We start from the raw sequence: 13,375 nt of genomic DNA on the forward strand, positions 1-13,375 counted from the left end.
TTCACGAATACTTTCAGACCGTGGACTGCGGAGGCGTCGATCAAAAGGATGATCTTGGGCCGGTGATCGAACCAATCCGCCGGAACGTGCGCGGCGCCTGGCCGACGCGGGTGCTGAACAGCCGGCTGAAGTAGGCCGGGTCGTCGTACCCGACCTCGCGGGCGATCACTGCGACGGAGAGGTCGGATTCGGCCAGTAATGCCTTCGCCTGGTTGATCCTGGTGGTCAAGATCACCTCCTGCGGCGTGGTTCCGGCCGCATTCCGGACTGCTGTCCGCAACTCGTCGACGGTCACTCCGAGTGCTTCGGCGAACTGCGGGATCGACAGTGGTTGGCAGGCGATGGCTCGCAGTTGGGTGACTAGTTCGGTGCCCGGGTCCTCTTGGGCTGCGGTGGCAATGAGGTCGTAGAGGGCTGCAGTCGCTTGTACTTCACTGGTCTGGGCCACTCGGAGCAGCTTGGCGAACGCTCGTTGGATCGGGCGGGGGTCGGCGTACCGGCGTACGGGCTGGTGTGGGGTCAGGTGGCCTAGGTGGGTGAGGGCGTTAGTTGCGGTACCGCTGAAGAGGACCCAGGACTGTCGCCACTGGGTAGTGGGGCGGTAGCCGTGCAGTACGCCGGGGAAGAGCCAGAGGAGGGCGGGAGCCTCTACTGGGTGGAGTGTGCGGTCGGGGCCGTGCAGTAGGTGGCCTCTGCCTTGATGGAGGAAGACAGCGGCATGGCAGCCGAGGGCGCGCTCCGGAGGCTCGCCGGGTGGGTTGCGCTGGGCGCCGACGCCTAGGCAGAAGAGTCCAAGTTCTCTTTCGATCTGCCCTGGCGTCAGGTAGATCGACCAATCGCTCATGGGTACAAGAGTCCAAGAAGTGGGTGCGCTAGTCCATTCCGGTTCGCTGGGGTGGGCGGTTGCAATGGTGGGGTGCTGACTTCTAATGGGTACGTGTTGCCGCCTGAGCGGCTTGGGGCGTTGCGTGAGGTGCCGCGGCACGAGCGTGGGGACAGGGAGGCGCTGCGGGCTCGGCTGGCGCGGGACGGGTATCTGTTCTTGCGTGGGTTGCTGGATCCGGCTGTAGTGCTGGGGTTTCGGCAGTACTACTTCGCGGCGACCGGGGTGGCTGACAGTCATGGCGTACCGGTTGAGGTGGAGCGGGGTGAGCTTCGGCGGGTGCTGTTCGGCGAGGTGGTGCCGGGGGCGGAGTACGGGGCCTTCTGTGCGCAGCCTGCGTTGCGGGGGTGGTACGAGTGGTTCCTGGGTGGGGAGACGTTCCTGCATCGGCGCAAGATCATCCGGCACATCGCACCTGGTGAGGCGGGCATCGGTACGGCGACCCAGGCGCACTACGACCTCGTGTACCTGCGTGAGGGCACTGACCAGGTGCTGTCCGCGTGGATCCCACTAGGCGATTGCCCGGTATCCCTGGGCGGCCTCACCTACCTAGAGGGCAGCCACCACCGCGTACTGCGGGAGGAGGCGGCCGGGACGCTCAAGAGGCCCGCAGCGTCGATCACTGCCGACCTGCCGGCGCTTGCCGAGGAGTACGACGCCCAGCGGCTCGTCGCCGACTACGAGGCCGGTGATGTGGTCATCCACACGGCCCACACGGTGCATGCCGCGCTGGACAACGTGTCGTCGACGATGCGGCTCTCGACCGACATCCGCTACCAACTGGCGGCCACCCCCATCGACCCCCGCTGGCAGTCCGATTGGCACGATCGCGACGGCCTCTAGAGGGCGTTTACGCGGGATTTCCCCCGAATCTGAGATCGCTCTCGCTAACGACATTCATTTCGGTTAAGGTTTTCGAGGACCGACCGGAGCGGCGCATGGGGTGCCGATCCGGCGGCGAGAGTCTGAGGAGAACCGTGAACCGCAACGAGCTGGTCGCCGGCGTGGCGACGAAGGCGGGCATCCCGCGCAACCAGGCCGAGAAGGTGCTCGACGCGCTGGGCGACGTCGTCACCGAGGCCGTGCGCAAGGGGGACAAGGTCTCGCTGACCGGCCTGCTGAGCATCGAGCGGGTGATGCGCGCGCCCCGGACCGGCCGCAACCCGCAGACCGGCGAGCCGCTCTCCATCCCCGCCGCCTACTCCGTCCGGCTGTCGTGCGGAAGCCGCCTCAAGGCTGCTGCCCGGGGCGACCTCCGCACCGTCTCCTGATCAGCGCGCACTGTCATCGCTGGACGGCTGTTGCCCAGTACTCCGTTTCCGGCATCGGCGGAGTGCTGAACCGGGCGTTCGGCAGGTAGATCCGCGAGCCGAAGAAGGCCGCCGTGGTCGGTACGTCGAAGTCGGCGCTGGTGATCTCCCTGACCAGCCGGCCCTTGGTACCCGAGCTGTTGAGGTCCAGTACCGCGATCTTGTTCAGCCGGTTCTGTACGGCGTACAGGGTGTGGTTGGAGCGCAGTAGTCCGTCCCCGGCGGTCAGTACCGTGGCGCCGAGGTCGATCTTCCGGGTGACGCCGGTGCGCGGGTCCACCCGGAACAGGAAGCCGGTGGACGACTGCACGAAGATCAGGGCGCGGTCGTCCGGGGTGAGTGAGATCCCGTTGGCGTTGTTGACTCCTGGGACATCCACGTAGTCGCCGCTGAGCGGGATCGTCTGCACGGCTGACTGGCTCGGCAGCTTGCCGTTGTGTCCCAGCGGGACCTTGTAGAGGACCGGCTGGCGCGAGTCGGTGAACCAGGCGGCGTCCTTGCTGAGGATGACGTCGTTGACGAACGTGGTCGCTGTGGCGAACGTGTAGCTGGCCAGCACCTCGCCGGAGTGGGTGTCGATCACGCGGCCGTCGCCGCCGAGCCCGCCGGCCACGAAGAGGCGGTCGCGCTCGTCGAGCTTCATGCCCAGCGAGGGGGTCCCCGGGCCTTGGCTGACCACGGTGCCCGTGCCGGTCCGCAGGTTGGCGGCGTAGATGTCGCCGTCCGCGCGTGAGCCGAAGTACGCGATGCCGGAGTGGTCGATCGCGATGCCCTCGGGCTGGAAGCCTGCGGGCAGGTTGATGCGCTTGGGGAAGGCCGCAACGGCGCGTTCTGTGGCGGCAAGCGTGTTGGCCGGGTTGGTCCCGAAACGGATCTTGTCGCAGAGACCCTCGTCCAGGAACGTGCTGGAGGTCTGCTGCTTGACGGCGGTCGTGGCAGCCGGCGTCCCGGTGACAGCGGATGCGGTGAGGCTGCCGAGGAGAAGTACGGGGAGGCCGAGAGTCGCGGCGAGAACGCGGCCCAGCTGTCTCGGCTGTGAGCGTGACATGGCGGAGTGCCCTCCTGGCTCGTTGTGCTTTCAACAATAGGTGCACGGTTGCCTGGGCAGAACGGTTCAGCGGCTGTGGATATCGGTCCCGGTGGTTGGGCCCGAACGGGTAATGTCACGGTGAGTGGCAGCCACCAGCAGAGGAGCGGTGCAGGGATGACAGCAGGGATCGACAGCTCGGATCTGTCCACGACGGTCCGGCCGCAGGACGACCTGTACCAGTATGCGAACGGGCCGTGGCTGGACCGCACCGAGATCCCCGCGGACAAAGCGATCTACGGCGCCTTCCATGCGCTGCTGGACGACGCCGAGCGGGACGTGCGGGCGATCGTCGAGAAGACCGCGGCCGCGGAGCACCCGGCCGGCAGTGAGGCGCGCAAGATCGGCGACCTGTTCGCCAGCTTCATGGACACCGAGGCGATCGAGCGGCTCGGGGCGGACCCGATCGCGGACCAGCTCGAACTGGTGGCCTCGATCAAGGACGTCGACGGCCTGGTCGCGGCGCTCGGCAAGCTGGAGCTGCAGGGCGTGCCCGGCGTCTTCTACTACGGCGCGGACATCGACGCGAAGAAGTCCGACGAGTACATCATCTACGCGAGCCAGGGCGGCATCACCCTGCCCGACGAGTCGTACTACCGCGAGGACAACTTCGCGGACATCCGTACGGCGTATGTCGCCCACCTGGCCCGGATGCTCGAACTCGCCGGGTTGCCCGATGCCGGCGGTGCCGCCGAGCGGATCATGGCGCTCGAGACGCGACTGGCCGCTGGGCACTGGGACAGGGTGCGCAATCGGGACGTCACGGCGACGTACAACAAGGTGGACCGGGCCGGGCTCGAGGCGCTCACGCCGGGATTCGACTGGGCCACGTGGCTGTCCAACGCCGGCGTGCCCGAGTCGGCATTCGAGCAGCTGGTCGTGCGGCAGCCGGAGTACCTGACCGCAGCCGCGGCGGCGCTGCAGGAGATCGACCTCGAGCAGTGGAAGGAGTGGCTGAGCTGGCGCATCGTGCACGCCGCCGCGCCGCTGCTGAGCAAGGCCTTCGTCGACGAGAACTTCGACTTCTACGGCAAGACGCTGACCGGTGCGCCCGAGCTGCGCGAGCGGTGGAAGCGCGGGCTGGGCGTTGTCGACTCGGCCCTTGGTGAGGCGGTCGGCCAGCTGTACGTCGCCGAGCACTTCCCGCCGGCCGCCAAGGCGCGGATGGTCGAGCTGGTCGCCAACCTGGTCGAGGCCTACCGGCAACGGATCGAGGCGCTCGACTGGATGGGGCCCGAGACCCGTCAGCGGGCGCTGGACAAGCTCGGCACCTTCACGCCGAAGATCGGCTACCCGGACAAGTGGAAGGACTACAGCGGCCTGGAGATCAAGGCCGACGACCTGGTCGGCAACGTCCGCCGCTCGGTCGCGGTGGAGACCGCCCGGGACCTGGCCAAGCTCGGCCAGCCGATCGACAAGACCGAGTGGCTGATGACGCCGCAGACGGTGAACGCCTACTACAACCCGCGGATGAACGAGATCGTCTTCCCGGCCGCGATCCTGCACCCGCCGTTCTTCGACCTGGACGCCGACGACGCGGTCAACTACGGCTCGATCGGCGCGGTGATCGGTCACGAGATCGGCCACGGCTTCGACGACCAGGGCTCGAAGTATGACGGCGCCGGCAACCTGCTCGACTGGTGGACCGATGCCGACCGGGCCGCCTTCGAGCAACGCACGGCGAAGCTCGTCGCGCAGTACAACGTGCTCGAGCCGACCGATGCGCCCGGCCACACGGTGAACGGCGAACTCACCCTGGGCGAGAACATCGGCGACCTCGGCGGCCTCTCGATCGCCTACGTCGCCTACACCCTCTCGCTGGCCGGCGGCGAGGAGCCTGCGCCGATCGACGACCTCACCGGATCGCAACGCTTCTTCCTCGCCTGGGCCCTCGGCTGGTCCAGCAAAGCCCGGCAGGCAGAAGCCATCCGCCGCCTGGCGATCGACCCGCACTCCCCGCCGGAGTTCAGGTGCAACGCGGTGGTCCGCAACATCGACGCCTTCCACCAGGCCTTCGACGTCAAGGACTCCGACACCATGTGGCTGTCCCCCGAGGACCGCGTCCGCATCTGGTGACCTCGCACAGGTGCCGCTTGGTGGCCGGTGGACGGTGGCGGCGGCGTTGCTTAGAGTGGTGGTACTCGACTGGACGTGGCTAGGGTTCCGTCGGTGACTGTGGGTGGGTCGCCGGGCTGGTCCGAGCGCCGCGACCCACTGTGTAGGTGGGCATCTCAAGGGACAAAAGCCTGGTAGGGCGAGGTCGGTGCGCTGTGGCGTGCCCGACGACTCGCGAGGTGTCAGATGTCCCGCTTCCCGTTCGACCGTTCGATTCTCCCGCTGGTGCTGAGCTCCTTCCTGGCCCGGGTACCGAAGGGAATGGTGCCGCTGGCAACGATTCTGGTGATGAACGAGCGAACAGGTTCCTACCTGATCGCCGGCACGGTGGCCGGGCTGATCGCCTTGAGCGATGCGATCACGACACCCGTCCAGGGCCGGCTGGTCGACCGCTTGGGGCTCGCTCGGGTTGTGCTCCCCGCCGTGCTTGTTCACGTCCTGGGGGTCGGCCTTCTGCTCGGCGCCCCCAGCCAGGCCGGCGTGGGCATCCCGCTACTGGCCGCGGGCCTGATCGGCAGCGGAAATCCACCGATCTCCGCCGGTATGAAGACGACCTGGCCGCGACTGGTGACCCAGGACGCGCTACCTGCCGCCTACACGCTCGAATCGCTGGTGCAGCAGTTGGTCTTCCTGTCCGGTCCGTTGCTGATCGCGCTGATCACCGCGATCGGCTCACCCGGTAGCGCGTTGGCGCTGTCCGCCGGATTGCTGGTCACAGGCTCAACCTTGTTCGTGCTGGCGATCCCACGCGGCGCCGCCGACGCAGAGCGAGGCAGTCACCCGCGTTCAGGCGCTTTGCGGAAGGCGTCCGTACGAGTGCTGACCGGTGGCACCTCCAGGCCACCCTCACCCTGGGCGGCCTGGTGGGCACGTTCGTACCAGCCAATCGCACCGACAAGGCGCGCTATGTCCGGCTGGTCGGCGGATTCGCGCTGTCGCTCGTGCCTGTCGCCGTCGCCGGTAGTGGATCCCTGCCGGCTTCAGGCTGGCTGATCGGGCTGTTCCTCGGTGTCGCCGGTCTCTTCCTCACCCCGATCGCGGCGGCTTGTTACGTCCTGCTGCAACGGTCAACCGACCCGACCAACCGGACCGAGGCCTTCGCCTGGCTCTCGACAGGCCAAGCAGCAGGCAGCGCAGCCGGCGCTGCGCTTGCCGGACTACTTGTCGACCAAGCCGGGACCTTCGCTGCTCTGGCGATGATCCCGATCCCAGTCGCCCTCGCCGCAGGCGTCACTCGCTGGCGCCTGCGCTGATCGGCTTCCAGAGTTGGCGGGGTGCGTAGCCTTCGCGGCGGAGCCAGTGTTCGGTGTAGACGATCCGGTGCGGCTCGACGACGACGAGTGCGCCGGTCGGCGGCTCGTCCAGGGAGTTGCCCCGCTCAACATGGTCGGACTGCCAGCGGTAGGCCTCGAAGTACCGGTCGAAGTCGGTGGTGCCTGGTTGGACGACGGTGGCGGTGCCGAAGAGCTGGGCGCCGCGGCTGCTGGCTTGTCCGACCAGTGGGGCGAAGACGCCGATCGAGATCCGCGGGTCGGCGGCGAGGTTCCGCATCTTCGGTGAGCGGCCGGATGCGGTGAAGACGATGGTGAAGTCGAGGTGGTAGTACCGCACCGGCGTGGCCAGTGGTCCGGCCGGGCCGGTCGTCGCGAGGACGCACATGTTCTGACTCGACAGCAGGTTCAGGATGCGTTCGGAGAGCCGCTCGTGATCGAGCTGCTCGGTGGGAGCGGGACCGGACAACCAGGGATTCGTCAGCGCCATGGCCGATGGTCGCATTGGCTGCGCTCACCTGGTACTTCCGCCACCGGCGCGGCGGAGGAAGTACCAGGTGGGGTGGCTAGCCGGCCATCCAGGACTGGATGGCGTCGATCTCGCGGGGCATGGCGTCCGACAGGTTCTCGGTGCCGTCGGCGGTGATGAGGATGTCGTCCTCGATCCGGATGCCGATGCCTCGGAGGTCCTCGGGGACGGTCAGGTCCTCGGCCTGGAAGTACAGGCCGGGCTCGACCGTGAGGACGTAGCCGGCCTCGACGTTGCCCTTGTTGTACTTCTCGTTGCGGGCGGCGGCGCAGTCGTGCACGTCGATGCCGAGCATGTGGCTGACGCCGTGCAACGTGTAGCGCTGGTAGATGCCGCTGCTCGGATCCAGGGCCTCATCGGCGGTGACCGGGAGCAGCTCCATCGCCTCGAGGCCGCGCACGATGACCTCCATCGCCGCGTTGTGGCCGGAACGGAACGGCACACCGGGCTTGAGCGCCGCGATGCCGGCCTTCTGCGAGTCCAGGACCAGCTGGTAGAGCTCGCGCTGGCGCGGGGTGAACTCGCCGTTGACCGGCAGCGTGCGGGTGATGTCCGCGGTGTACAGGTTGCGGTTCTCCACACCCATGTCGAGCAGCATCAGGGTGCCGTCGTTGACCGGGCCGTCGTTCTCGATCCAGTGCAGCGTGGTCGCGTGCGGTCCGGCGGCGGCGATCGACGTGTAGCCGACGTCGTTGCCCTCCGCGCGGGCCCGGCGCCAGAAGGTGCCCTCGATCCAGCGCTCGCCGTACTTGCGGACGGAGGCCATGTCGGACAGCACGTCGGAGAAGCCGCGGTGGGTGATCGCGCACGCCTCGCGCAGCTGCTCGATCTCGAACGCGTCCTTGACCAGCCGCAGCTCCGACAGCACGAAGGCGAGCTCGCCGTCGCGCTCCTCGTCGGTCTTCGCGCCGCTGAGCAGCGAGCCGATCGAGCTCTCCTCGCCGCGCCGGACGCGGGTCGGCACGTCGCTCTTGAGCACGTCGGCGAGCGCGTCGACGTGCCGCGTCTCGATCCCGAACTCCTTCGCGGTCTCGGTCAGCGACGGACGCCGGCCGGCCCACAGCTCGCCGTACATCCGGTCGCGCCAGAACTCCTCGCCCTCGCTGCGGTCCGCGCGGGGCCGGAAGTAGAGCACCGAGTCGTGGCCGCTGGTGCCGTTCGGTTCCAGCACCAGGACTGCGTCGGAGGTCTGGTCGCCGACCAGCCAGACGTAGTCGGTGTGCGGGCGGAACGCGTAGTCGGTGTCGTTCGAGCGGACCTTGTAGGTGCCGGCCGGGATCACCAGCCGTTCGCCGGGGAACGCCTGTGACAGGGCGTCGCGCCGCTTCGCCGCCCAGGTGCCGACGTCGCTGAGAGTGACGTCGTCACGCTCGATCGAGCCCCAGCCGGAGTTCATGAACTCCCGCAGTTTCTCGCCCGAGGCGCTGTCGTGGCTGGCGGTCTTGGGGGCCTTGTCCGTGCTGTCGCTCATCGTCGAGCCATCCTCATCTCAGCGCGCGGTGTGCAGTTGGTCGCCGCGGAGCGTGCCGCTGTCCGGCAGCACCTCGGCGGGGTCCGAGCCGATGCGGGTGATCGCATTGTGCCCGTCCACGAAGACTACGCTCGGCTCGAAGGTCTTCGCCTCCATGGTGTCGAACATCCCGTAGGCGATCAGGATGACCAGATCGCCGGGGTGGATCAGGTGCGCGGCGGCGCCGTTGATACCGACGATGCCGGTGTCGCGCGGTCCCTCGATCAGGTACGTGGTCAGCCGGTTGCCGTTGGTGATGTCGACGATGTCGACCTGCTCACCGGGCAGCAGGTCCGCCGCGTCCATCAGCGTCGCGTCCAGCGTGCACGACCCCACATAGTCCAGATCGGCCTGGGTGACGGTGGCCCGGTGGACCTTGGACTTCATCATCGAGCGCAGCATGGCGCTCATCATCCAGCCCACGCCCACTACTGTCAGTGGCCGCCGTCACCTCCGACCTCCAGGTTCAGCGGGAGGCGAGTTCGGGCTCTCGTTCCGGTACTTCGGGTTCGAACGTCTTGCGGAGTTTCTCGCCCTCGACGTCCACGTCGGGGAGTAGGCGGTCGAGCCACCGGGGGAGCCACCAGGCTGAGCGGCCCAGGAGGGCCATCACGGCGGGGACGATGGTCATCCGGACGATGAAGGCGTCGATCGCGACCGCCATCGCCAGCCCGAAGCCGATCTCGCGGATCAGGGTTTCGCTGGAGAGGATGAAGCCGGAGAAGACGGCGATCATGATGACCGCGGCGGCGGTGACGACCCGAGCACTGTGGCTGAAGCCGTCGACGACCGCTGCTCGTGAGGCCGCGCCGTGGACATGCTCCTCGCGCATCCGGGTGACCAGGAAGACCTGGTAGTCCATCGCGAGCCCGAACACGATCCCGACCAGGAACACCGGCAGCATGCTGATGATGGGTCCGGTCTGGCCCTCGATCCCGAGCAGGCCGGCGAACCAACCCCACTGGAACACCGCGACCAAGGCACCGAAGGTCGCCGCGACCGTCAGCAGGAAGCCCAGCGTCGCCTTCAGCGGCACGAGCACCGAACGGAACACCAGCATCAGCAGCAGGAACGCCAGCCCGACGATCAGCGACAGATAGGGCAGCAGCGCGCTGCTCAGCTTGGCCGAGATGTCGATGTTGAAGGCGGTCGCACCAGTCACCGACACCTCGGCGCCGCCAGCCGACGGGAGGTCCCTGATCGCCTTGACCAGTGCTTTGGTCTCGGCCGTCGCCGGCCCGCTCACCGGGATCACCGTCATCAGCGCGGTGTCGCCCTGTGGGTTCAAGGTCGGCGGCGTCACCACAGCGACGTCCGGAAGCTTGCGTACTGCGTCCGCGGTACCCGCCGCCGCAGCCTTCGGGTCGGCGGAGCCGGCCGCGTCGACCACGATCATCAGCGGGCCGTTGAAGCCAGGACCGAAGCCTTCCGACAACAGCTCATAGGCCTTGCGCTGCGTCGAGGCAGGCGCGGCCGTGCTGTCATCGGGCAGCCCGAGCTCGAGTTGAGTCGCGGGGATCGCCAGGGCACCAAGGCCGATCACCGTCACCAGCAGAACAGCGACCGGCCGCCGAGTGACGAAACCGGCCCACCGGCGACCGACGGAAGGCTTGCTGCTCGAACCTTCCGTGTCGCCGCCGCGCAGCCCAGGAATCTTGCCTCCGAGCACCCGGCGCCCCGCCATGCCGAGCACCGCCGGCAGCAAGGTGAGCGCGATGGCTACCGCGATCACGACCGTGAAGGCAGCCGCGAAGCCCATCTGGGTCAGGAACGGAATACCCACCACGAACAGGCCACCCAGGGCGATCACGACGGTCAGCCCTGCGAAGACCACCGCTGAGCCGGCGGTCCCGACCGCCCGGCCGACGGCTTCCTCGGGTTCCAGGCCGGCGCTCAGTTCATGCCGGTACCGCGACATGATGAACAAGGCGTAGTCGATGGAGACCGCGAGCCCGATCATCACCGCGAGGATCGGCGTCCCGGAGCCGATGTCGATGAAGCCGGTCGCCGCGGTGATCACGGTCGCGCCGATGCCGACCCCGATGATTGCCGAGAGCAACGGCAGGCCGGCCGCGATCAGCGAGCCGAAGGTGATCAGCAGGACCACCGCGGCCACCGCGACACCGATCACCTCGGTCGCGCTCTGCGCTCCTTGAGCCTGCAGGGCGTCACCGCCGAGCTCGACCGTGAGGCCGGCGTCCCGAGCAGGCCCTACCGCATCGGCCACCGCATCCTGCGCCTCTGGCGTCACCTCCTGCGCGGGGACGTCGTACGTGACTTGGGCGTACCCGATCCTCCCGTCGGCTGAGATCGCCTTTGCTGCAAAGGGATCCACCACCTTGGCCACCTGCGGCGCGGACTGGATCCGGTCCAGGGTGCTCTTCACCAGGGCGGTGCTGCCCGGATCGGCGAGCTTCGTGCCTGGTGGCGCCTGGAAGACGATGCGCGCGGTGGCGCCGTCCGCGCCCGCCTGCGGGAACCGTTGGTCGAGCAGGTCGATCGCCCGCTGCGACTCGGTACCGGGGATGGAGAAGCCGTTGGCGGTCGGCCCGGACAAGGTGGCGGCGCCGGTGATGCCCGCGGCAAGCAGGCCCAGCCAGATGAACACGACGAGTCGGCGGCGCCGGAACGCGAACCGGCCGAGGCGGTAGAGGTAGGTAGCCATGGTGACGATCGTTCCGTCCGGACCTTGTAGTCCGCGTCCGGTGACTGCGGTCTCCTTGCCGTACTGCGCCCGTCGTACTGCCTACTGCAGCGGCTGTACTCCCGGCTGGTCAACTGCTCCGGCGCGGACCAGGCCGGACCGGTAGGCGATCACTACGAGTTGAGCCCGGTCACGAGCGTCGAGCTTCATCATCGCGCGGTTCACGTGTGTCTTGGCGGTCAACGGCGAGAGCACCAGCTGGTCGGCAATCTCCTCGTTCGACAGCCCGAGCGCCACCAGGCCGACCACCTCACGCTCGCGGTCGGTGAGGACGGCCAGGTCAGTGGAGCCGGCCCCGGAGTCGAGCTCGGGCTGGGCCAGGAAGCGGTTCAGCAGTCCACGCAGGGCTATCGGCGACAGCAACGCGTCCCCGCGAGCGACCGTGTGGATCGCGGCGATCAGCTCCTCCGGCTCGGCGCCCTTGCCGAGGAACCCGCTCGCGCCGGCCCGGATCGCCTCGAAGACGTACTCGTCGACCTCGAACGTGGTCAGGATCAGCACCTTGACCCCGGCCAGCGACTCATCGGCGGTGAGCTGCCGGGTCGCGGCCAGACCGTCGAGCTCGGGCATCCGGATGTCCATCAGGATTACGTCAGCGCGCTCGCTGCGGGCCAGCTCGAGCGCCTCCCGGCCGTTCGCCGCCTCAGCAACGACCTCTAGCCCCGGTGCTGAGTTCACCAGCACTCGGAACCCGCTGCGGATCAGCTTCTGATCGTCGGCCAGCAGTACCCGGATCGTCACCAGTTGCTCCAGTTTCCAGAGGAAGGACGGCACGGACGCGGAATCCGCCGTGCGGTTGCGGCCCGGCGGTCAGGTCTCCGCCGACGGCAGCGACGCGCTCTCGCATGCCCAGCAACCCGTGACCGGAGCCGGGCGGACCAGCAGCGGCACCGGCGTCGCGGTACGGCGTACCGGGGTGGCCGCCGTCGTCGGTGACCTCGATCGTGAGCGACCCGCGCCGTTCCTCGAACCGGACCCGGACGGCCGCACCAGGGGCGTGTTTGACCACGTTCGTGAGGGACTCCTGCAGGATGCGATAGGTGGTCAGCTCGAGCACGTCCGGGAGAGACGTGGGCACGGGCGGCTGCCAGTCGATGGTGATTCCGGCCGCGGTGGACGACTCGATCAGAGCACTCAGTTCCTGCAGAGAGGGTGTGGGAGCCGTCGGCAACGAGTCGACGCCTGAGCGGCGGAGCACGCCGAGCAGCACGGTCAGCTCCTGCAGCACTGTCCGGCCGCCGTCACGGACCAGCGCGAGGGCCCGGTCGGCCTCGTCCGGTTGCTCGCGGAGCAGGTGCGAGGCGACGCCGGCCTGTACGTTCATCAAGGCGATGTGATGGGCGATCACGTCGTGCAACTCGTGCGCGATCCGCAGCCGCTCCTCGATCACCCGCCGCTCGGCCTCCTCCTCGCGGGACTGTTCAGCCCGGCGGACCCGATCCTCCAGCTCGTCCAGGTAAGCCCGCCGGTACCGCACCGCCTCGCCGATGGCAGCGGCGAACAGTACGAAGATCGCGACCGAGAGGTTGGCAAGCAGGTCACCGTCCGTGAACAGTGCAGCCGTGACGACCATCACGACGACGACTGACACGCACGCGATCGAGCGGGTCCGCCGGTCCTTCTGGATCACCACGGTGTAGATCGCGCAGGCCAGCGCGAGGCCGATCGGGCTCTTCACCTGCGCGGTGGCCGCGTAACCGATCGTCGCCAGCGTGCTGATCGTCAGCACGACGAGCGGAGCCTTCCGGCGGAAGGCCAGCGGCAGGCAGGCGATCAGGATCAGGATCGTGCCGGTGACGGTCAGATGGATCTGGCGGCCGTCGTGCCTGGTGCCTGGTTGCAGCAGATTGATGGCGAGCAGCAGCAGCACGATGGCGTGGTCGTACGCCAACGGATGCCCCTTGAATCGGGACTGCCACGGACTTGCTGCCATTCCCTCACTCTACGTGCGCACGGCCGGCGGACG

The 13,375-nt window shown here is 68.1% G+C and carries 13 protein-coding genes; 5 read left to right on the forward strand and 8 right to left on the reverse strand.

The window, feature by feature from the left end; translation table 11 throughout:
* Window positions 1-40: 40 nt before the first annotated feature.
* Complete coding sequence (locus tag OHA70_RS18280; protein ID WP_328334106.1) at window positions 41-844, reverse strand: helix-turn-helix transcriptional regulator; 804 nt, start codon at window positions 842-844, stop codon at window positions 41-43.
* A 72-nt stretch (window positions 845-916) separates the two neighbouring features.
* On the opposite strand from OHA70_RS18280, the gene OHA70_RS18285 reads away from it, so the two are divergent.
* Together OHA70_RS18285 and OHA70_RS18290 are read left to right on the forward strand one after the other, a co-directional pair.
* Window positions 917-1,726, forward strand: a complete 810-nt coding sequence (locus OHA70_RS18285; protein ID WP_328334108.1) for a phytanoyl-CoA dioxygenase family protein — start codon at window positions 917-919, stop codon at window positions 1,724-1,726.
* A gap of 134 nt (window positions 1,727-1,860) precedes the next feature.
* A complete protein-coding gene (locus OHA70_RS18290) occupies window positions 1,861-2,154 on the forward strand; it encodes an HU family DNA-binding protein (protein WP_328334110.1) in 294 nt (97 codons plus the stop codon).
* A gap of 13 nt (window positions 2,155-2,167) precedes the next feature.
* Here the strand turns inward: OHA70_RS18290 and OHA70_RS18295 are convergent, their stop codons facing one another.
* The gene (locus OHA70_RS18295) at window positions 2,168-3,241 is read right to left on the reverse strand and encodes an SMP-30/gluconolactonase/LRE family protein (protein ID WP_328334112.1); all 1,074 of its coding nucleotides are present in this window, start codon (window positions 3,239-3,241) and stop codon (window positions 2,168-2,170) included.
* 156 nt (window positions 3,242-3,397) lie between these two features.
* Here OHA70_RS18295 and OHA70_RS18300 point away from each other — a divergent pair, with 156 nt between their 5' ends.
* From OHA70_RS18300 to OHA70_RS18310, 3 genes are all read left to right on the forward strand, one after another.
* Window positions 3,398-5,356 (forward strand): M13 family metallopeptidase, encoded by a 1,959-nt coding sequence (locus OHA70_RS18300; protein WP_328334114.1) that lies wholly within the window; start codon window positions 3,398-3,400, stop codon window positions 5,354-5,356.
* A gap of 225 nt (window positions 5,357-5,581) precedes the next feature.
* The gene (locus OHA70_RS18305) at window positions 5,582-6,388 is read left to right on the forward strand and encodes an MFS transporter (RefSeq protein WP_328334116.1); all 807 of its coding nucleotides are present in this window, start codon (window positions 5,582-5,584) and stop codon (window positions 6,386-6,388) included.
* Window positions 6,337-6,648: a hypothetical protein gene (locus OHA70_RS18310; RefSeq protein ID WP_328334118.1), complete on the forward strand. Its 312-nt coding sequence runs from the start codon at window positions 6,337-6,339 to the stop codon at window positions 6,646-6,648. Before OHA70_RS18305 ends, OHA70_RS18310 begins: the two co-directional genes overlap by 52 nt.
* Here OHA70_RS18310 and OHA70_RS18315 read toward each other — a convergent pair.
* From OHA70_RS18315 to OHA70_RS18340, 6 genes are all read right to left on the reverse strand, one after another.
* Window positions 6,626-7,156, reverse strand: coding sequence for a pyridoxamine 5'-phosphate oxidase family protein (locus OHA70_RS18315; protein WP_328334120.1), 531 nt, complete (start codon window positions 7,154-7,156; stop codon window positions 6,626-6,628). The two genes, OHA70_RS18310 and OHA70_RS18315, sit on opposite strands and share 23 nt — an antisense overlap.
* A gap of 76 nt (window positions 7,157-7,232) precedes the next feature.
* The gene (locus tag OHA70_RS18320) at window positions 7,233-8,666 is read right to left on the reverse strand and encodes an aminopeptidase P family protein (protein WP_328334122.1); all 1,434 of its coding nucleotides are present in this window, start codon (window positions 8,664-8,666) and stop codon (window positions 7,233-7,235) included.
* 18 nt (window positions 8,667-8,684) lie between these two features.
* A complete protein-coding gene (gene panD / locus OHA70_RS18325; protein ID WP_328335155.1) occupies window positions 8,685-9,107 on the reverse strand; it encodes an aspartate 1-decarboxylase in 423 nt (140 codons plus the stop codon).
* A 64-nt stretch (window positions 9,108-9,171) separates the two neighbouring features.
* Window positions 9,172-11,370 carry an MMPL family transporter gene (locus OHA70_RS18330; RefSeq protein WP_328334124.1) on the reverse strand — a complete coding sequence of 733 codons (2,199 nt, stop codon included), beginning with the start codon at window positions 11,368-11,370 and terminating at the stop codon, window positions 9,172-9,174.
* Between the two features lie 81 nt (window positions 11,371-11,451).
* The gene (locus OHA70_RS18335) at window positions 11,452-12,150 is read right to left on the reverse strand and encodes a response regulator transcription factor (protein WP_328334126.1); all 699 of its coding nucleotides are present in this window, start codon (window positions 12,148-12,150) and stop codon (window positions 11,452-11,454) included.
* Entirely contained in the window at window positions 12,053-13,342 is a 1,290-nt protein-coding gene (locus tag OHA70_RS18340) for a sensor histidine kinase (RefSeq protein ID WP_328334128.1), read from the reverse strand. Before OHA70_RS18340 ends, OHA70_RS18335 begins: the two co-directional genes overlap by 98 nt.
* Window positions 13,343-13,375 lie beyond the last annotated feature (33 nt).

Source organism: Kribbella sp. NBC_00382 (genome assembly GCF_036067295.1).
GTDB lineage: Bacteria > Actinomycetota > Actinomycetes > Propionibacteriales > Kribbellaceae > Kribbella.

Bases quoted from the DNA above. Each gene is read 5' to 3' on its own strand.
- OHA70_RS18280 (WP_328334106.1), bottom strand. From the start codon at position 844: ATGAGCGATTGGTCGATCTACCTGACGCCAGGGCAGATCGAAAGAGAA.
- OHA70_RS18295 (WP_328334112.1), bottom strand. From the start codon at position 3,241: ATGTCACGCTCACAGCCGAGACAGCTGGGCCGCGTTCTCGCCGCGACT.
- OHA70_RS18300 (WP_328334114.1), top strand. From the start codon at position 3,398: ATGACAGCAGGGATCGACAGCTCGGATCTGTCCACGACGGTCCGGCCG.
- OHA70_RS18305 (WP_328334116.1), top strand. From the start codon at position 5,582: ATGTCCCGCTTCCCGTTCGACCGTTCGATTCTCCCGCTGGTGCTGAGC.
- OHA70_RS18315 (WP_328334120.1), bottom strand. From the start codon at position 7,156: ATGGCGCTGACGAATCCCTGGTTGTCCGGTCCCGCTCCCACCGAGCAG.
- OHA70_RS18320 (WP_328334122.1), bottom strand. From the start codon at position 8,666: ATGAGCGACAGCACGGACAAGGCCCCCAAGACCGCCAGCCACGACAGC.
- panD (WP_328335155.1), bottom strand. From the start codon at position 9,107: ATGCTGCGCTCGATGATGAAGTCCAAGGTCCACCGGGCCACCGTCACC.
- OHA70_RS18330 (WP_328334124.1), bottom strand. From the start codon at position 11,370: ATGGCTACCTACCTCTACCGCCTCGGCCGGTTCGCGTTCCGGCGCCGC.
- OHA70_RS18340 (WP_328334128.1), bottom strand. From the start codon at position 13,342: ATGGCAGCAAGTCCGTGGCAGTCCCGATTCAAGGGGCATCCGTTGGCG.